Annotated in this window: 18 protein-coding genes and 1 pseudogene; 12 read left to right on the top strand and 7 right to left on the bottom strand. The window is 63.9% G+C overall.

Translation table 11 applies throughout. The features are described 5' to 3' along the window. Positions 1–238: 238 nt before the first annotated feature. Genes QN397_RS24815 through QN397_RS24805 form a run of 3 tightly spaced genes read right to left on the bottom strand, consistent with a single transcriptional unit; the run spans position 239 to position 3997 of the window. Positions 239–1024, bottom strand: a complete 786-nt coding sequence (locus tag QN397_RS24815; RefSeq protein ID WP_323498681.1) for a Crp/Fnr family transcriptional regulator — start codon at positions 1022–1024, stop codon at positions 239–241. A gap of 4 nt (positions 1025–1028) precedes the next feature. Further along, the gene (locus QN397_RS24810; RefSeq protein WP_323502252.1) at positions 1029–1880 is read right to left on the bottom strand and encodes a response regulator; all 852 of its coding nucleotides are present in this window, start codon (positions 1878–1880) and stop codon (positions 1029–1031) included. A gap of 20 nt (positions 1881–1900) precedes the next feature. Further along, positions 1901–3997, bottom strand: a complete 2097-nt coding sequence (locus QN397_RS24805; protein WP_323502250.1) for an ATP-binding protein — start codon at positions 3995–3997, stop codon at positions 1901–1903. A 225-nt stretch (positions 3998–4222) separates the two neighbouring features. On the opposite strand from QN397_RS24805, the gene QN397_RS24800 reads away from it, so the two are divergent. The 3 genes from QN397_RS24800 to QN397_RS24790 all read left to right on the top strand — a co-directional run bounded on the left by QN397_RS24800 (position 4223) and on the right by QN397_RS24790 (position 6533). Beyond that, positions 4223–5038 (top strand): L,D-transpeptidase, encoded by an 816-nt coding sequence (locus QN397_RS24800; protein WP_323502249.1) that lies wholly within the window; start codon positions 4223–4225, stop codon positions 5036–5038. A gap of 124 nt (positions 5039–5162) precedes the next feature. After that, the gene (locus tag QN397_RS24795; protein ID WP_323498686.1) at positions 5163–5852 is read left to right on the top strand and encodes a Crp/Fnr family transcriptional regulator; all 690 of its coding nucleotides are present in this window, start codon (positions 5163–5165) and stop codon (positions 5850–5852) included. A gap of 138 nt (positions 5853–5990) precedes the next feature. Next, positions 5991–6533 carry a hypothetical protein gene (locus QN397_RS24790; protein WP_323502247.1) on the top strand — a complete coding sequence of 181 codons (543 nt, stop codon included), beginning with the start codon at positions 5991–5993 and terminating at the stop codon, positions 6531–6533. Here QN397_RS24790 and QN397_RS24785 read toward each other — a convergent pair. Next, on the bottom strand, positions 6525–7739 hold the full coding sequence (locus tag QN397_RS24785) for a YeeE/YedE family protein (protein ID WP_323498688.1): 1215 nt from the start codon (positions 7737–7739) through the stop codon (positions 6525–6527). The genes QN397_RS24790 and QN397_RS24785 overlap by 9 nt on opposite strands. Beyond that, entirely contained in the window at positions 7736–8278 is a 543-nt protein-coding gene (locus tag QN397_RS24780) for a DsbA family protein (RefSeq protein WP_323498690.1), read from the bottom strand. Before QN397_RS24780 ends, QN397_RS24785 begins: the two co-directional genes overlap by 4 nt. A gap of 215 nt (positions 8279–8493) precedes the next feature. Between QN397_RS24780 and QN397_RS24775 the strand changes: the two genes are divergently transcribed. The 3 genes from QN397_RS24775 to QN397_RS24765 all read left to right on the top strand — a co-directional run bounded on the left by QN397_RS24775 (position 8494) and on the right by QN397_RS24765 (position 10322). After that, the gene (locus QN397_RS24775; protein WP_323498691.1) at positions 8494–9150 is read left to right on the top strand and encodes a BON domain-containing protein; all 657 of its coding nucleotides are present in this window, start codon (positions 8494–8496) and stop codon (positions 9148–9150) included. A gap of 93 nt (positions 9151–9243) precedes the next feature. Beyond that, a complete protein-coding gene (locus QN397_RS24770; protein WP_323498693.1) occupies positions 9244–9747 on the top strand; it encodes a DUF1269 domain-containing protein in 504 nt (167 codons plus the stop codon). A 110-nt stretch (positions 9748–9857) separates the two neighbouring features. Continuing rightward, positions 9858–10322, top strand: coding sequence for a sterol desaturase family protein (locus QN397_RS24765; protein WP_323498694.1), 465 nt, complete (start codon positions 9858–9860; stop codon positions 10320–10322). 44 nt (positions 10323–10366) lie between these two features. Here QN397_RS24765 and QN397_RS24760 read toward each other — a convergent pair whose 3' ends face one another. Beyond that, positions 10367–10657 carry a hypothetical protein gene (locus QN397_RS24760; RefSeq protein WP_323498695.1) on the bottom strand — a complete coding sequence of 97 codons (291 nt, stop codon included), beginning with the start codon at positions 10655–10657 and terminating at the stop codon, positions 10367–10369. A 199-nt stretch (positions 10658–10856) separates the two neighbouring features. On the opposite strand from QN397_RS24760, the gene QN397_RS24755 reads away from it, so the two are divergent. From QN397_RS24755 to QN397_RS24745, 3 genes are all read left to right on the top strand, one after another. Continuing rightward, on the top strand, positions 10857–12290 hold the full coding sequence (locus QN397_RS24755; protein ID WP_323502246.1) for a class I SAM-dependent methyltransferase: 1434 nt from the start codon (positions 10857–10859) through the stop codon (positions 12288–12290). A gap of 115 nt (positions 12291–12405) precedes the next feature. Further along, positions 12406–12639 carry a hypothetical protein gene (locus QN397_RS24750; RefSeq protein ID WP_323502244.1) on the top strand — a complete coding sequence of 78 codons (234 nt, stop codon included), beginning with the start codon at positions 12406–12408 and terminating at the stop codon, positions 12637–12639. Between the two features lie 10 nt (positions 12640–12649). Further along, entirely contained in the window at positions 12650–14305 is a 1656-nt protein-coding gene (locus QN397_RS24745; RefSeq protein WP_323502243.1) for a Na+/H+ antiporter, read from the top strand. A 234-nt stretch (positions 14306–14539) separates the two neighbouring features. On the opposite strand, the pseudogene QN397_RS24740 reads toward QN397_RS24745, so the two are convergent. Next, positions 14540–14969, bottom strand: a pseudogene (locus tag QN397_RS24740) (hypothetical protein); the annotation flags it as partial. 360 nt (positions 14970–15329) lie between these two features. Here QN397_RS24740 and QN397_RS24735 point away from each other — a divergent pair. From QN397_RS24735 to QN397_RS24725, 3 genes are read left to right on the top strand one after another with little or no spacing between them, the layout of a single operon-like run. Next, positions 15330–16712, top strand: coding sequence for an NAD-dependent succinate-semialdehyde dehydrogenase (locus QN397_RS24735; RefSeq protein WP_323498701.1), 1383 nt, complete (start codon positions 15330–15332; stop codon positions 16710–16712). A gap of 19 nt (positions 16713–16731) precedes the next feature. Next, a complete protein-coding gene (locus QN397_RS24730; RefSeq protein ID WP_323502242.1) occupies positions 16732–17934 on the top strand; it encodes an NAD(P) transhydrogenase subunit alpha in 1203 nt (400 codons plus the stop codon). A gap of 22 nt (positions 17935–17956) precedes the next feature. After that, positions 17957–18319: an NAD(P) transhydrogenase subunit alpha gene (locus tag QN397_RS24725; RefSeq protein ID WP_323502241.1), complete on the top strand. Its 363-nt coding sequence runs from the start codon at positions 17957–17959 to the stop codon at positions 18317–18319. The last annotated feature ends 172 nt before the right edge of the window (positions 18320–18491 follow it).

Below are 18491 nucleotides of genomic sequence, written 5' to 3'. Positions count from 1 at the left end.
GCACTGCTGGAAACCGCAGGGCTGACGTGAACGATCGCCGTTGGGGCGACGTCAAGATGCCGTGACGGGACGCTTACTTCATGTGGACACAATGCCATCTGCACCTCCTGGCTTCAAGATGACTTGGCCGGCTGCTGCCGGACAGGCAGGCGATCTAGGCAAGCCAGGCGTGTCCCATGCCGTTGAAAGGCCGTTCGCGGTGGGCCCCTGGATACGGCCACTGGTCTCAATGGCGGCGTTAAGCGCCCGATTCCCGGGCGTCGGACAGTGCCTGTCGTGCCGGATGGACCAGCCCACTGGCCGCCCCCGGCAGCCGCTCGTGATGCAGCAGCCGGCCCATTTCTGTTTTCACAACTGCGTAGCACTCGCAGGTGCGTGCCGCCAAGCCTGCCCGGTCCAGCACAGAGATATGACCACGACGGTAACGGATGTGGCCGTCCTGCTGTAGCCGGCCCGCCGCCTCTGTGATGCCTTCGCGGCGAACACCGAGCATCGAGCCGATGAGTTCCTGTGTCATCACCAGCTGGCCCGATGGGATACGGTCAAGGGTCATAAGGAGCCATCGGCACAGCTGCTGCTCCACCGAGTGGAACCGGTTGCAGGCAGCAGTTTGGGTGGTTTGCGTGATCAAGGCCTGCACGTAGCGCAGCAGGAGCCGGCGCAGTTTCGCGCTCTTCCCAAAAACTTGTTGCAGGCGGGCGCGCTCCAGCCTGAAGGCCCGGCCGGCCGTCTGGACTACGGCGCTGCCAGGCAGCATTCCTCCGCCCATGAACAGGCTGATCCCGACCACGCCTTCGCGTCCCACGCCAGATGTTTCCGATGACGCGCCCGATGCGGTGGCGTACTGGAGGGAAATGATGGACGTGCCAGGAAAATAGGCGTGCTGTAGAGATGTGCCGGGCCCATACAGATGGTCGCCAAGTCGCAAGGTGACCGGTTCCAGAAAGGCGGCAATGGCCGAAAAATCTTCCAGGGGTAGCGCGTCGAGCAGGAGGTTTTCTCGAGGGTCTTGGAACATGGCCATGTATTTACGCGCCGATGCCTGCGGCGTATCCCTGTTCGGCAAATTCAATGCCGATGCCGCGGTAGCCGATGAACAGGCTTGCCTGGTTGAAAATGGGTTCTCCGCTCACGCGAAAGTACTGTTGGACCCCGTCGGGGCCGGTCCGGGTGAACACGAAGTCCAGAAAAGGCTGTCTGGCCGCGATGAGTTGCTGCAGTGCCTGCCGTTGTGTTTCGTCCCATCCCGTGGAGCGACCTGGATTTGCGCATGGGTCACGCACGAGCGCATGGTCGAAGTTCAGGCCCAGCATCTCCATCGCGGAGCCCTGCACATTCAGCAGGTTTCCTTCGGCATCCTGTTCCCAGTGCCAGTCCGATGCCAGTTCGGTCAGGCGGCGGTAACGGGCCTCGCTGTCGCGAAGCTCTGCGGTGCGCTCCTTCACCGTCTGTTCGAGCAATTCGTTGTAACGTGCAAGTTCCCGATAGAGAAGGCGAACTTCGAGCATGTTGTGAATGCGCGTGCGCACCTCGATGAGATCGAACGGTTTACTGATGAAGTCCTTGGCACCTGCCTGGAGTGCGCGAAGCTTGTGGCCAGGCTGCGCTGTGAGCACGATCACGGGCAGGTAGGCATCCGACTCCACGGTCTTGAGCCTTTCCATGACCTCGAAACCGTCCATGACGGGCATCTGCAAGTCGAGCAGAATCAAGTCGAAGGCGTTCTTGCGATGCAGCGGTTCGACTTCCTGCGGCAACGTCGTGACCACTACCTGTGTGTAGCCTGCCTCGGCAAGAAATCTCACCAGCAGTTGCACGTTGGCGGGCTCGTCGTCGACGATGAGGATGCGGGCTTCGAGAATGTCAGGAACGTTGAGCATCATTGGATCTCCTTGGCCACTTAGGAGAGGGAGTGTCTCTCGCTTGCGTTTATCGCTGAGTCCAGCGTGACCATAAACGCCTGGACCCTGAGCGGCTTGGTGAGGTAGGCGAAAAAGCCGGCTTGGAGCCCCTTCTCGATATCTCTCGCCATCGCGTTGGCGCTGAGGGCGACGACCGGCGTGTGCGCGGTCAGTGGATCCTCCGACAGCCGCTCCAGCGCTGTAAATCCGCTCATGCCTGGAAGATTGATGTCCATGAGGATCACATCGGGCCGCGCGAGGCGCGCGAGCTCGACTCCGTGTTCCGCGCTGCGGGCGCTCAGGAGTCGAATGTCGGGGCGACGTTCGACCAGCTTTTCGATTAGCAGGAGGTTTGCAGGATTGTCCTCCACGCAAAGAAGCGTGCGGAGCGGAATGCACGAGGCCAGTGCAGTGGGTGACGCGTCAGCAAAATCGCCGTCGTCCGGCGCAAGGGCTGTAGCACTTGCTTCCCCCAGCTCTATCCAGAAAGTGCTTCCCACGCCGACGGTGCTGTCCGCACCAATGGCGCCGTCCATCAATTCCACCAGGCGCTTGCTCACCACCAGGCCAATGCCGGTTCCCTCCTCGCTGCCGATCTCCTGTCCCAGCCGGTTGAACGGCTGAAAGAGCTGGGACAGTTTCTCGGGCGGCAACCCCCTGCCCGTGTCCTGGAAGCTGATGCGGATGCGGCCTGCCTCTGCAGCGTGGTAGGCGATGTCCACGCGGCCATTAGGCCGGTTGTACTTGATGGCGTTGGACAGCAGGTTGACGATGACCTGTTTGAGGCGTGTCCTGTCCGCCTTGACAAATTGTGGGAACTCGGTCTCAGGAAACTGCAGCACGATGCTGCGCTTGGCAGCTTGCGGCTCGATCATGGCATGACAGTCGCTGAGCACATCGGAGAGCGCCATCGATTCGGGCGAAAGTGACAGCTTGCCGGATTCGATCAGTGAAAGGTCGAGGATCTCGTTGATCAACTGCAGCAGGTACCAGCCCGCCTGAAGAATCTGGTCAATGCTTTCCTTCTGCGAGACCGTGGGTGGCGGTGAGCCCGAATCCATCAGCTGCGCAAAGCCAAGGATCGCATTGAGCGGTGAGCGCAGTTCGTGGCTCATGCTGGACAAGAAATCCGATTTGGCAAGGTTGGCCTTCTCGGCCGCAGATTTGGCGCTTTCTAGTTTGATGTTGATTTCAAGCAGCGCCTCTTCGGCACGCTTGCGGGTGGTGATGTCCTGCACGATGCCGGACATACGAAGGCACTGTCCGTCCTCGTTACGCTGATGCATCCCGGTGCCCAAGATCCAGCGTATTTCGCCATCGACCCGACGAATGCGGCAGTCGAAACGCCACTCGGTCCGATGCTCGATAGCGTCGCGAAAACGCCTGTTTACATCAGCCCGGTCTTCTGGCAGCACATGGTCGAGGAACACTTCATAGCTCCAGCGCGGCACTAACGTGTCATACCCGAAGATGCGATCGTGCTCCAGCGTCTGGCGTGCTGAGAGGTCGACAAGATCGAGGTCCCAGCCGCCGGTATGGCTCATCTCCAGCGCAAAGTTAAGGCGCGATTCGCTGTCGTGCAGGGCTTTCTTGGCCTGCTGGCGCGCCGTGTTGTCGCTGCCGATCAGGAGATATCCGATGATGACATCGCGCGCATCGCGCAGGGCTGTGACGGAAACCACGGCGGGAAAGCGGCTTCCATCCTTGCGCACGTAGGTCAGCTCGTAGATGTCCTCGATGCCACGCGAAGCCTTGTAGACGAGCGCCTCGAAGCCTGGAGCGATTGGTGCGGACAGTTCCAGGCTGAGCGCCTTTGCCCGGGCAATCACCTCCCTCGGGTCCGAAATGTCGGCGGGGGTGATTTTGTTCACCACATCGCAGGCAAGGTAGCCCAACATTCGCTCGGCACCCACGTTGAAGATCTGGATGACACCCTTAGCGTCGGTGGCGATCTTCGAGAACATCACGCTGTTGAAAATGGCGGCTTGCAACGCATTGGCCTGGAGCAGAGCGTCGGCGCGCTGCGTTTCAGGGGCGACCCCGTGTCCGACGGATGCAAGTGAAGCGTACGGGTTGTGGTTGGAATCGCCGTGCATAAGGTTTTCTTTGGGGTGCGCCCCCGATCAGAGCGCCATAGCGCGCTAAGGATACTGATTGCTGCGGCGTTGTCGGTGCGTTGAGCAACATAGCGTGGCGCTAGGATGTGCAAGCGCTCCGGTGCGGGAGCACTGCGTGCGGTGGCAGACGGTCAGTGTCGCCGCTTTCGCTGAAACTCCATGCTTACTTCATCACGGCGTGGCAGCTACCGCCCGCAAGCCTCAATGACCCCTCGAAGCGCCGCCAATGCGATTCTGCTGCTTTGCACCACTATGTTTTTTGCGCTTTCTGCAGCCGGTGGGCAGGAAGCGGCAGACAGCCCGTCCGGATTGCAGGCGGCATACCAGCAGCGAGTGGTGCAGCGTCTTGAGCTGCCGCCGGACGAATTGGCCCGCTATGCGGCACTTACCCGCTCGGCCCTCACCCAGCAGGGGATTGACCTGGTGACTTCACAGTATGTGGCCGTGATCGACCGCAGCCCGTTGGTGCAGGCCATCATGATTTACTGGCTCCCGGTCGGTGCGCCTGCCTTGCTGATCGGGGCTTCGCCGGTGTCGACGGGGCGCGTCGGCCAGTTCGACCATTTCGAAACGCCGTTGGGCGCATTCGCCCACACGCCTTCCAACCCGGATTTCCGGGCCGAGGGAACAAAAAACGAGAAGGGTTTCCGGGGTTATGGGTCCAAGGGCCTGCGCATTTATGACCTGGGCTGGCAGCAGGCCTTACGTGGCTGGGGCAAGGGCGGGAGCAGCACCATGCGTCTGCAGATGCATGCTACCGATGTCGAGCTGGCACAGCCGCAACTGGGGAGCGTTCAGTCCAAGGGCTGCATCCGGATACCGGAATCGCTGAATCGGCTTCTCGACCACTTTGGTCTGCTCGACGCAGACTATGAGACGACGCAAACACAACAGCGCCCGCTCTGGATCCTGTCGACCGACCGGACGCCCGTGCAGGGTGCAGGGCGCTACGTGGTGGTCGTGGACAGCCTGCGCGCTGAACGACCGGTTTGGTCACCCGATCCGCTCAAGCCGGTCTAAGCCGCTGCGCTTGCGACGTGACCGGAACCGTCGGATCGGCCTGATTTAGTAGCTGTGTGCGCTGCCAGACAGTCGGCGCCCCGGGCAATGCCTCAATGTCAAAGGTTCTTCAAGGAGGCCAAACTTGCTTCGTGCCCAGAACTACCTGATTCAGAAAATGTCGCGTGCCGGGCGCACGTTGTTTCTTGCGGGTTGCGAACCCGTGGAACTCAAGCTCGGGCAGATCCTGTGTCAGCGCGGCGATGTCATGCGCCATGACTACTTTCCGGTGGACAGCTTCGTTTCCCTGCTTACCAACACCGACGGTCATTCGGGGCTGGAGGTCAGCATGGTGGGGCGTGAAGGCATGGTGGGAGCACATCTCGCACTCGGCGTGTCCCGCACCCCGCTGCAGGCTCTGGTGCAGGTTGCGGGCGCGGCGTGGCGTGTGGATGCAACTGCGTTCCGGCGCACCCTGCTGACGAACGATTTGCTAAGGCGCGCGATCGACCGTTACATCTATGTGTTGATGGCGCAGCTGGCTTCGTCGGCAGCATGCCTTCGGTTCCATCTGATCAAACCCCGGCTGGCGCGCTGGCTCCTGATGAGCCAGGACCGAGCCCATTCGGAGAAGTTTCGCGTAACGCAGGAATTCCTCGCCTACATGCTGGGCGTGCGCCGCGCCGGCGTCACCGGAGCGGCTAAGGCGCTGCAGGATGCCGGACTGATCGTGTACAGCCGTGGGGACATGACGGTGCTGGACCGGCCGGGCCTTGAAGCCGCCGCATGCAGCTGCTATGCCGCTGACCGGCGGGACTATGCACAGCAACTGTGACGCCTCATGTGTGCCTGATCCGTTGCTGACATTCGGCACGTCCGAGATGCGGTGCCGTGCACCGCGCTCGGGACAAATGGCCAAGCGCGCGACACGGCCCTGTCTGCGGTTCAGATGCCAAGTGCGACGCGTCCATCGATGATGGTCTACCTCGACACCGAATTTTCGGATCTGGCCGCAGAACCGAAGTTGCTGTCGCTGGCGATGGTCCGGGCAAGTCGCAACGACAAGGAGTTCTATGCCGAGGTCACTGACAGCCAGCGCCTTCGGGCTGCCTCGGACTTTGCCCTCGAGGCCGTGCTGTCCCAGTTCGGTCGGGTCGCCGGTGCGGCCTGCAGCTACGCCGAGCTCGGGGCACGTCTGTGGGTCTACCTGTACGACCTCACGACCACGCTCGGCCCGGGAGAGCGGATCGAGGTGGCGTTCGAGTCCGACCGGGATTGGCTGCTGGCGACGCGCGCCGTGCAGGACGCTGACCTCGCGGGCTGGATTTCGCTGCGCGGGCGTCTTACCCCCGTCAATGTCTACAACATCGACGGCTTCGCGGCGGGCGAGCGTGCGGCCCGGGCCTACTTCGTGACCCAGCGCGGGGCGCCGCTCTCGCGCCACCACGCGCTGTGCGATGCGCGCGCGCTTCGGATTGCTTACGCCGCGGCGGGAGACGCCGTGCGCTCAGGCTAGGCGCTGGGCGTGTGGTGCTGAGAGTCCGAGCACCGGCTTGAGCAGGATGCCGACCCAGTTGCCGGGCAGCGCGAAGAGTATCCACAACCAGCCATGCAGACTGCCCGAGGCGATGCCGCTGAAAAAGGCACCGATGTTGCAGCCGTAGGCAAGCCGTGCACCATATCCCAGCAACAGGCCGCCAAGGATCGACGCGCAGAGGTGACGGCCTGTGATACGCCAATGGGGTTTGAATTTGCCGGCAAGGCCTGCGCAAACCATGGCACCCAGCATGATGCCGAAGTCCATGACGGAGGTGATGTCGGCAAGCAGGTGCCCGCCGAGCGCGCCCCGCATGGCTGGATCGGCGTAGCCAGACCAGCCTTGCACCGGCACGCCAGCGGCTTGCAGCACCATGCCACCCCAGAGGCCGAACGCCGACGTGATGCCCCAGGGCCGGCCTGCAAGGCACAGCGTCGCGAAGTTCAGGGCGGCCAGGCAGAGGGCGCCGGCCAACAGTGGCCAGGGACCTTCTCGCCATGACCCGTTGCGGATGGTCACGATGGGTTCGACATCGCCATGGCGCCTGCTTTCCATGCGCGCCACGATGAGGTAGGCCGCCACAAAAAGGGCGATGTTGACGGTCAGTGCGCCCGGCCAGCCCAGGACGGTGATCAGCGACACCGGTGCAAGGGCCGGCCACGTTTGCCACCAAGCCAGGTGGGTAATGCCGATCACGGAGCCGATGACGAAAAAGAGCAATGTCACCAGCATGCGCGTGCTGCCGCCGCCCACCGAAAACAGGGTGCCGGAAGCGCAACCGCCGCCCATCTGCATGCCGATGCCGAAGAGGAAAGCGCCAACGGCCACCGAGACACCGGCCGGCGATACGAACCCGGCCACCGGCTGCCCGAACAACGAGCCAACCGACAGCGCCGGGAAAAACAGCATGCACGCCAGGCCGAGCATGGCCAGCTGGGCCCGAAAGCCCGCGCTGCGTCGTGCCGTCAAGAGCACGCGGAAAGCCGATGTAAATCCGAACAGGGACTGGTACAGCACGGCGCCGAGCGCCAGACCCGTGGCAAAGAGCAGCGTCAGCCGCGTGGAGGCGACGTGTTCGATGGCAACGCCCATCAGTGCGATGACGGCAAGCGCGGCCATCACGACGCCTGCCTGCGTCGCCGTGCGGGCGGGTCGCACAGTAGGCACTGCGAAGGAGGCGGTCACGACCGCTCCAAGGCAAGGCGAACCGTTGCTTCAAGGTGTTCGAGGCCGAACGACACATCCACGATCACGCCGCTAAGAAAGAAGGCCGGTGACGCCCGCACGCCAAGGCGTTCACCACTGGCGCGCTGGTCCATGACGCGCTGCCGGTAGCGGCGCTCGGCCATCTCCGCGTTGAAGCGGGGCATGTCGAGCCCCAACGTTTGTGCGCAATGCGCCGACATGGCCGCACTCAGATGCTGCCAATGCGTAAACAGAAGTTGGTGCATTTCCCAGAACTTGCCCTGTGCGGATGCTGCCTCCGCCGCTTCTGCTGCCTGCTCCGCGTGAGGATGGATCTGGCTCAGCGGAAAGTGCCGGTATGCGAAGGTCAGCCGGTCACCGTACGTGGCCAGCAACAGCCGGGTGACGGGCTCGGCCTCGCTGCAGGCCGGGCATTCGTAGTCGCCGTATTCCACAAGGAGCACACCGGAACCGCCAGCGCCCAGAAGATGGTCTGGCAGAAAAGCCTTTGGGTTCGAATCAGGAGGGCTGTAGGGCATCTGCTTTTTGTGGGCCATAAAGGAAGAAGAGACTTGCTTTGGAGTCGTCAGCTCCGAAGCCTGCGCCGGCCCCGCGATGGGGTCTGTGCGATGTCGCACGCAAGCGCGCAGGTCGGCGGTTGGCCACGGTCAATGAAAGCGTGCCACCGCACAGACCGGCAGGGCCACAAGGCGGAAGCTGGTGTATTAGCCTCCGCGATTGAAAGACACACTACATGAAAACCGACAGCGACCTGCAGCAAGATGTCATCGCTGAACTGAAATGGGAGCCTTCCGTCCACGCCGCCGAGATTGGCGTGTCGGTCAAGGACGGCGTGGTGACACTGACCGGCGAGGTCAACAGCTTTCCCGAGAAGTGGATCGCCCAGAGCGCGGCGCAACGGGTCGTCGGCGTGCAGGCCCTGGTCATCGCGTTGAACGTCAAGCTGACCGAACTCGGCAAGCGAACCGACGCAGACATTGCGCGTTCGGCCGAGACGGCGCTCAGCTGGCGCGCGTCGCTTCCGAACGACGCGCTCAAGGTGATGGTGGAGCACGGCTGGATCACGCTGTCCGGAGAGATCGAGTGGCAGTTTCAGCGGCAGGCCGCCATTGATGCCGTCAGTCACTTGGTGGGCGTCCTTGGCGTGAACAATCAGATGACCCTCAAGGCCAAGGACATTCCGAGCACGATCGAGCAGGACATCGAGGCCGCCCTGCGGCGTGTGGTCGGGGCCGACGCGCGCGACATCTCGGTGGCGGTACACGGTGCCGATGTCACGCTGACCGGAACTGTCAACGGCTGGGCGGCACGCGATCTCGCAACGCGCTGCGCTTGGGGAGCCACTGGGGTGCGTGATGTCGTCGACAAGATGACGCTTACCTACGAGTAGAGCGCCCGCTGCGTAGTAGCCAGCCTTGCCCATCTCCAGTTCGCCGACCGGCAAAATTCATCGATCCATCTATCTACCAACGAAAGAATCTTCATGACCGCAGACACATCCCCCGCCTACATCTTCGACACGCGCGCTTTGGCCGAAGCCGCCATCAACTCGCTGAGCCAGTCGGGCTTCGACGTCAGGAAACTGTCGCTGATCGGCAAGGGGTACCACAGCGAGGAGCACCCCGTCGGCTTCTACACCGTCGCTGACAAGGTCAAGGCGTGGGGCAGTACCGGCGCGTTCTGGGGCGGCATCTGGGGATTGCTGCTCGCACCCGCGGTGTTCGTACTGCCGGGCGTCGGTCTGGTGGCGATGGCCGGTCCGGTGGTGGCCGCGCTCGTCGGCGCGCTCGAAGGCGCCGTCGTGGTCGGCGGTCTCTCCGCGCTCGGCGCTGCGCTCACGCAGGTCGGTGTGCCCAAGGACCAGGTGATCCGCTATGAAACCGCCCTCAAGGTGGACAAGTATGTGCTGCTGGTGCACGGCGACGCTCGGGACCAGGACAAGGTGCGGGCGGTGATCGGTAGTGCGACGACCGCGGCGCTGGCCTGAACCTCGGGCGCGCTGCCCCCCACAGGGCGCCAGTGACCGTGCGCAGTCTTTGTTTCACTTCAACCTTCAAGGTAGCGCTCGCCTGAAGGGTGCGCGCACGAAATCGATCCATGCGTCTTTTCGGTATCGAGCACAGCCGCCCGGGCTACGTTCTGGACTATGTTTTTTATGGAACGGGCATAGCTGTGCCGTCGTGTCTGCTCGTGCCGCACCTGCGAACCAGTGCCACAGTCATCGCCGCTTCGGCGGCGCTGGGAGGCCTGGGATGGACTTTGGTGGAGTACCTGCTGCACCGCTTGCAACCGTTCCGACGGTGGCACGAAGCACACCACATGCGTCCGCGCGCGCTGGTGGCCACGGCATTCACACTGGGTTTCTTGGTCGGCTACCTGTCGTATGCGGTACTGCACCATGGCACACCCCATTGGCGTGCCGACGCCGGCTGGATGCGATCGCGCAAGCGCTGGCACGCGTCACACCATCACCATCACCGCGCCGTGCTGGGCTGCTTCGGTGTCACAACCGGATTCTGGGACCGTGTTTTTGGAACCGGCGAGCGTCACGCGTTGCGATGACCGGAATCGGGTCCGGGAAACCAGGCACGCCTTGCGTGCCCACCTTAGTCGAGCCGCATGAGCTGGCCACGCGATTCCGCCAACGCCGCTTCGTCCAGCGACAGGGCCGTGCTGTTCTGCCCCTGCGCACCCCATACGATCTCGACGCGCGGACCCTCCATCTTTTCGACCAGACAGGGTCCTTTGGGGATGGCGCGGCGCGCACCATCGGGCGCCAGATAGCTGAATGGGGCGGTGATTCGGGCCCGGTGCACCGTCCAGTCGCGTGCCTGTGCGAGGGGCGGCTCGTCTGCGTCATCGTTCTGTGACAGTGCGGGTTCTTGCGGGGTAGGCATCTGCAGATGGTGGCCGCGTCCGGGCGCTCTTTCCGTACGCCAGCGCACAGACCCTGCCTGCGGCTGCCCACTAGCCTCGGGCCATGAAGAGCCCACCCCAAACCTTTGCTGCCGAGCCGGGCGTCGCCGCTCACAGTGCCACGGCCCGCCGTCTTCCTGCCGCGGACGCCCCAGCGCAGGCGACGGCCTAGGGGCATCCATGAAGACGGCAATCGGTGATGGGCCAGGCGCGTTGGCGAGTGGCGCGCCCGAGGGCGCCGCTTCCGGTGTCGACCGCCTGCCCTCCACTGACCACCGGCGCGCAGCGCACGATGCAGCGGGTCTGCTGGCGCGCCTGTTTCATCGCTTTGCTGGCGCGGGTGCCATCCGTCTGTGGGACGGAACGCCAGTGCCGCTGGGCGGCGCTGGCGGCGCCACTTCCGCGCCACAGTTCACGCTGGTGTTCCGTAATCCGCGCGTGATCGGCTCGATGGTGCTGGGCCGCGACAGCTTGCGCCTTGCAGAGGCTTACTTTCGCGGAGACATTGACATTGAAGGAGACTTCTTCGAGGCCTTGCGTCTGAAAGACCATCTGCAGCAGATTCGGCTTTCGTGGGGAGACCTGCTGCGTGTTCTGCCGCAGGCCATACGCCTTCTTTTCGCGGCCGACCCGGCGAGCCAGGCAGTGCATATCGCGCCTTTCAGGCCTGATCAGGTAAAGGCCCATTCGAGGTCCGAGAACCGTGCAGCCGTTCAGTTTCATTACGACCTTTCTAATGCGTTCTATGCCTTGTGGCTCGACCCCGCGATGGTGTACTCCTGCGCTTACTTTGGATCGCCAAGCGACAGTCTCGAAGCGGCCCAGGCAGCCAAGCTCGATCTTATCTGCCGCAAACTCAGGCCGCGGCCGGGGGAGCGGCTGCTGGACATCGGTTGCGGCTGGGGTGCGCTGGTGATACACGCGGCGAAGCACTATGGCGTCCACGCGCATGGAGTGACCCTGAGCCGCGAACAGCTGGTTCTGGCGCAAGAGCGCATCGACCGTGCCGGACTGCAGGACCGGGTCACCGTCGAGCTGCGTGACTACCGCGATCTGGACGGTGTGTCGAGCTACGACAAGGTGTCAAGCGTTGGCATGTTCGAACATGTGGGGCTGGATAACCTGCCCACTTATTTTGCTGCCGTGCACCGGTTGCTCAAACCTGCCGGGCTGTTTCTCAACCACGGCATCACCCACGACGTGGAGGGGTGGAAAGAAACGCTGTCGACCCAGTTCATCAACCGCTACATTTTTCCGGACGGCCAGCTTGACACGGTCAGCAATGTCCAGCGCGTGATGGAAGCGACCCGATTCGAGATCGAAGATGTCCAGTCGCTGCGCAGTCACTATGCAATGACGCTGCGGCACTGGGTGGGTCGCCTCCAGTCACACCACGTGCAGGCCTTGCAGCACGTCAACGAGCCGACCTACCGGGTTTGGCGCCTCTACATGGCGGCGTGTGCGCTGGAGTTCGAATCCGGTGAGATCGGCGTGTACCAGGTACTGGCGACCAAGCGCGACGGCCGCCTGAGTCCGTTGCCGCTCACGCGCCAAGACCTGTGCGCGCCACAGGCCGATCGTCTCTGTATGAATCACACCGAAAGAACCCCGTGACCTACTCGACATTGCTCGTGCATCTGCAACTCGGACAAACCAACAATGCGGTGCTGGAAATGACGCGGCCACCGGCACTGCTTGCGATCGGCGGCTCGAGACGGAGTTGACGCATTTGCAGCAGAAGTTCGTGATGGGGCCGAGCAAGGTCCGGCTCACGCTGCGCGGTTACCTGCGCGACAACCCCACGAACCAGGTGCCGGCCACGCGCTTTTTCGACAAGATCGAACAGCCTGCGAGCGCCGATAACTGCGGCGGCGTGGTCGCTGCCGATCGGGTCGTGCAGCGGGTCACGGAGCAGATGTCCGCGTTCTGTGCCGGGGCCGCCGGCACGACCCAGGACCGCTGAGCGTCCCGGCATGGATGCCACGCGTCTCGTTCTGGTCCTGTTGCTGTCGGTCGTGGTCAGCCGAATGCTCGCGCGCGTCACGCGCTTGCCGGTGCCGCTGGTTCAGATCGCACTCGGCGGCGGGGTGTTTTACGCCGGACTTTCATCGGTTGCATTGGACCCCGATGTCTTTTTCCTGGTGCTCCTGCCGCCGCTGCTGTTTCTCGACGGTTGGCGCATTCCGAAGGACGACCTGCGGCGCGAGGCGCCCACCATCCTCACGCTGGCGCTGGGTCTGGTGGTCTTCACGGTACTCGGCCTGGGCCTGCTGATCCACTGGTTTGTGCCCGCTATGCCGCTGGCGGTGGGGTTCGCGTTGGCGGCGATCATTTCGCCCACCGACCCGATTGCCGTCGCCGCCATTGCCGGCCAGACGCCTCTTCCGCTGCGCATGCGGCGCATCCTCGAAGGCGAGGCTCTGTTCAACGATGCGTCCGGACTGGTGTGCATGCGCTTCGCGGTGGCGGCGGCACTGACCGGCTCGTTCCTGCTCTCGCAGGCGGTACTGGATTTTTTGTGGGTGGCCCTGGGCGGACTGTCGATCGGCTGTGCAGTGACATGGCTGTTGACCAAAGCGCGATCGGCGTCTTCGGTTCTGGTCGGCGACGACGGCGGCGCGCAGATTCTGGTGAGTGTGCTGATCCCGTTCGGGGTCTACCTACTCGCCGAGGCCATGCATTGTTCGGGCATCCTGGCCGCCGTGGCGGCGGGCATCACCATGGGCCACAGCCCGCACTCCCATTGGCAGGCCGTGACGCGGATTCGCCGGACGGCGGTATGGGACACGCTGCAGCTGGTGGCGAACGGCAGCGTCTTTGTTTTGCTGGGTGAACAGATTCCCGCCATATTGGCTGGCGCCGCACAGACCGTGCGCATCACTGGCCACCAGAACCCGTGGTGGCTCGCGGTCTACGTGTCGGGCATCGTGCTCGCGCTGGCGGCACTGCGGTTCGTCTGGGTCTGGACCTCGATGCAACTGGCTTTTCTTGGCATGCGATCGTTCAAGCAAGTCCCGCGGGCCGCGCAATGGCGGGTGGTCGCAGCCATGTCAGTCGCTGGCGTCCGGGGTGCCATCACCTTGGCCGGAGTTTTGACACTGCCGTTGGCAATGGCCGACGGATCACCATTCCCTGGTCGGGACCTTGCCATCTTGTTGGCAGCGGGCGTCATCGTTGTCTCGCTGACCGTGGCAACGGTGCTGCTGCCGCGCGTACTGCGAGGCCTGACGCTGCCCGAGCCTTCGCATGTCGCCGAGGAAGACCTTGCCCGGTCGGCAGCGGCCGGCGCGGCGATTCGCGCCATCGAGGCAGCGCAAAAGGCGAAGAGCTCCTCCGCGACATCGGCCGGACTGTCTCCGGACGCCGACCTGTACGCCGAAGCCGCAACCCGCATCGTGGCGCTGTATCGCCAGCGGATGGCGCTGCGTGACATCCAGGGTGGCGCGGCGCCCCGCCGCAAGGACGCCAGCGCGATCGACCAGCAGTTGCGACTGGCAGGCCTGCGCGCCGAGCGCGACGAGATCGTTCGACGGGGTCACAGCCACGCGATCGACGAAGCTACGCAGGGCAGGCTGGTACGGGAGATCGACCTCGAGGAGGCGCGATACAGCGCGCAACCGACGACCTAGGCCCCCGTCCTGAACGGCCAGTCTTGGGCGCCCGGCACGCTGTTTATTCGCGCGGCGCGGGTCCCGTGGCCGTCGATGTTGCTCGACGGTGGAGCCGCAATGCATTGAAGATGATCGAAATCGAACTCAGGCTCATGGCGGCCGCCGCCGACATCGGCGACAGCAACCATCCGGTGAACGGAGACAGCACACCCGCCGCGAGCGGCACGCCGAGTGCGCTGCAGACGAAGGCGGCAACGCGGCGGCGACCACGGCGCCGACGAAATGGCCGGCCACCCGGCCTGCAATGTGCTTCATCGGCGCGCGCGAGCGCTGCGCCTGGGCCCCTGTGCACGATGCCGGAGATCACCGTCTCGGCGCCCACGCGTTCGGCCCGAAAAACGAGTTCACTCGTCGTTGAAGGTGGCACCCATCAGCTTGCCGCCCACTCGCTTGAAGACCGAAACGGATTCGCCCGTGAGCATGAACTCGTCCACCGCACTGGCGGCTTCGATCACGACACCGTCGACCGAGACCTTTTCTCCGGGCCGTACCGGCAGGTTGTCGCCCACTCGTACCTGCGCCAGCAAGATTCCTTATTGAGAGCCATCCGCGTTAACGCGGCGTGCCGTCCGAGCGCCAGTCGAAGCAGCGACTGAATGGCCGCGGAGGTCCTAGAGCGCGCGCAGCCCGATGCATTGACCCAGCAACGCCGATCGGTTCGGGTCGAGCTTGAGGCCCGGGTCAATGCGTTCAAACAAAGCACGTCACCAGTGAACTGCGCTGCGCGCTTGTGACCATGCCGCGCAATCTGCCGCTCTGAAAGTCCTGCTGTGCGTCAACAAAGCCACGTACTGCGTCTTCATTCGTAGATGGCCGCCTGCGCGTTCGAGTTCGAGTCCGTGAGATCTGTATGACTGCTTGCGCCGTGCGATCTGTGTGTTTCACCGCACAGACCGTGCGCAGCACGACACCTAGTCTCGATTCCCTGGCGTTTGCCGACTGTGTCGGTGAGCCGCGATACCTCCACCTGTGAAAGAACACCATGACCTATCAAAGCATCAATCCAAACACCGGCAAGCTGCTCAAGAGCTACGAGCACCTCACCTCTGTGCAGCTCGAAAAGTCGCTCTCTGCGGCACAGGGCTGCTTCGAGAAATGGAAGCACAAGAGCTACGCCGAGCGGGCCGCGATCATCAACAAGGCCGCCTCGCTGATGGCTGCTCACGTCGACGACTTCGCCAAACTGGCGACGCAGGACATGGGCAAGCGCATCGACGAAGCGCGCGGCGAAGTCAAGTTCAGCGCCGACATCCTGGCCTATTACGCCAAGCACGGCGAGGCCTTTCTTGCGCCCGTCAAGCTGCACCCCAAGCATGGGGACGCACACATGGAGAGCAGCCCCTTCGGCGTGCTGTTCTGCGTCGAACCGTGGAACTTCCCGTACTACCAATTGGCCCGCGTCGCCGGGCCGCATCTGATGGCGGGCAACACCGTGGTGGTCAAGCATGCCGGCTGCGTGCCGCAATGTGCCATCGCTTTCGAGAAGCTGCTGCTCGATGCCGGTGCGCCGGTTGGCGCCTACACCAACTTGCTGATCTCGCACGAGCAGTCCGACCAGGTCATCGACGACCCGCGGATCAAGGGCGTGGCTCTGACCGGCAGCGTGGCCGCGGGTCGGAGCATCGCCGCTCGGGCTGGCAAGAACCTCAAGAAGACCTCGATGGAACTCGGCGGCAGCGACGCCTTCATCGTGCTCGACGATGCCGATTTGGAGAAGGTTATTCCGTGGGCCGTATGGGGCCGTATGTACAACGCCGGGCAGACCTGCTGCGCGGCCAAGCGCTTCATCGCGGTCGAGTCGATTGCTGACAAGTTCCTGGCGAAGTTCAAGACTGCCCTGGAGGCCTTGAGGCCTGGCGACCCGATGGACGAGAAGACGACCCACGGTCCTCTGTCCACCGAAGACGCGCTTGTGCAGCTGCTCAAGCAGGTAGACGCCGCCGTGAAGGGCGGCGCCAAGCTGCTGATGGGTGGCAAGCGCATCGAACGTCCGGGCTCGTTCATGCAGACCACGATCCTGACCGACATCCGACCCGGCAACCCGGCTTTCCGCGACGAGTTCTTCGGCCCGGTGGTGTCGTTCTACCGTGTCAAGGACGAGGCAGCGGCCATCGCCCTGGCCAACGATTCCGACTTCGGCCTCGGAGGGTCGGTGTGGACCCAGGACGAGGCACGCGGCAAGCGTGTAGCCAGTGCAGTGGACACCGGAATGATGTTCGTCAACAACATCGACTGGTCGGATGCTGAGCTGCCCTTTGGCGGCATCAAGAACTCGGGCTATGGCCGTGAGTTGGGCAACATGGGAATCCAGGAATTCGTCAACAAGAAGCTCGTGCGCACGGGGCATTTTCCGGCACCGGTCTGAACAGCGACGGAGCCTGACCATGTACGTCAACGTCGCGGTTCTGACCGAGACCCAGCCCCACGAGCGCCGCGTGGCGCTGGTGCCGTCGGTGGTTCCCAAGCTGTTGAAACTCGGCGCCCGATTGCACATGCAGTCGGGCGCCGGCGCAGCCATCCATTTGGATGATGATGCCTTCAAGGACGTGGCCTTCACCACCGACCGCGCCGCGCTTGTCAAGGACGCCGATGTGGTGCTGTGCGTGCAACCGCCGGCACTCGAGGTGGTCGATGCAATGAAGGAAAGTTCGATCCTCGTCTGCTTCGTCTATGCCCACAACGAGCCGGCGTTGGTCAAGCGCCTGCTCGAACGCAAGATCACCTGCTTCGCCATGGAGCGCGTGCCGCGCATCTCGCGGGCGCAGGCAATGGACGCGCTGTCGAGCCAGTCGGCGCTGGCCGGTTACTACGCGGTGGCGCTCGGCATGTCGCACCTGGCGCGCGTGGTGCCGAAGATCACCTCGGCCGCCGGCTCGATCGGGCCCGCCCATGTGCTGGTCATGGGGCTCGGCGTGGCCGGCCTGGAGGCGGTCGCCACCGCGCACCGGCTGGGTGCCGTGGTCGAAGGCTACGACGTGCGCCCCGAGACGCAGGAGCAAGTCCTGTCGCTGGGTGCGACCTTCGTCGACACCGGCGTCGATGGGACCGGTGACGGCGGCTACGCCCGCGAACTGACGGCCGACGAGAAGACCAAGGTCGCGGACGTGCTGACCAAGCACATCCAGTCCGCCGATCTGGTCATCACGACGGCCGCCATCCCCGGCAAGGCCTCGCCCAAGCTAGTCAGCCGTGCGCAGGTCCGCGGGATGAAGGCCGGTGCGGTGATCGTCGACCTCTCCGCCGAGGGGGGCGGCAATTGCGAGGACACGCAGCCCGGCGTGACGGCCCAGGTCGGGCGCGTGTGCATCGTGGCGCCGCTCAACGTGCCGTCGCTTCTCGGCGAAGACGCGAGCGAGCTTTACGCGAAGAACCAATACAACCTGCTGGCGCTGTTCGTGAAGGACAACGTCGTCACCATCGACTGGTCGGACGAGATCCTGGCCAAGACGGTGATGACGCACGCGGGCGAGAACAAGGGCGCGGCGACGGACGCTGCGGCAAAAGCGGCAAAGGCGGCGAAGTCGGCAGCGGCCAAGCCCGACTCCAAGCCCGCCACACCCACCACTCCGCAGCACGCGCCGGCGTAACTCTTCAACCAGGACCCGTCCCATGGACTTCCATATCGCCATCGGCGGCTTCATCGCGCTCTACATCTTCATGCTCGCCGGCTTCGCGGGCTGGGTGATCATCGGCCGCGTGCCGGCGATCCTGCACACGCCCCTGATGTCGGGTTCCAACTTCGTGCACGGCATCGTCGTGGTCGGCGGCCTCTACACCTTGCTCAACGCCAGCACCGTGCAGCAGCAGGTGATCGGCTTCTTCGCCGTGCTGCTCGGGGCGGGCAACGCCGCCGGCGGTTATGCGGTGACCGACCGCATGCTGGCGATGTTCAAGCCGAGCGCGCACAAGGCCGGCCACGCCAAGGCGGGCAAGTCCGCGACCGTCAAGCGACTGCACGCGAAGAAGGGCTGACATGGACATCTCCCTGCTCGCCTCCCTGCCGTCGCTCGGCATCGGCGCGGCCGACCTCGCGGCGGCTTTGCTCTTCATGTACGGGCTGCACCGCATGTCGTCGCCCGCGACTGCGTCCTCGGGCATCTCCGTGGCCGGCATCGGCATGGCGGTCGCGGTGCTCGCGAGCTTC

Source organism: Variovorax sp. RTB1, assembly GCF_035018765.1.
Taxonomy (GTDB): Bacteria; Pseudomonadota; Gammaproteobacteria; order Burkholderiales; family Burkholderiaceae_C; genus Variovorax.
The sequence above is the reverse complement of the archived record's forward strand: the minus strand, read 5'-3'. Positions and strand labels throughout refer to the sequence as shown.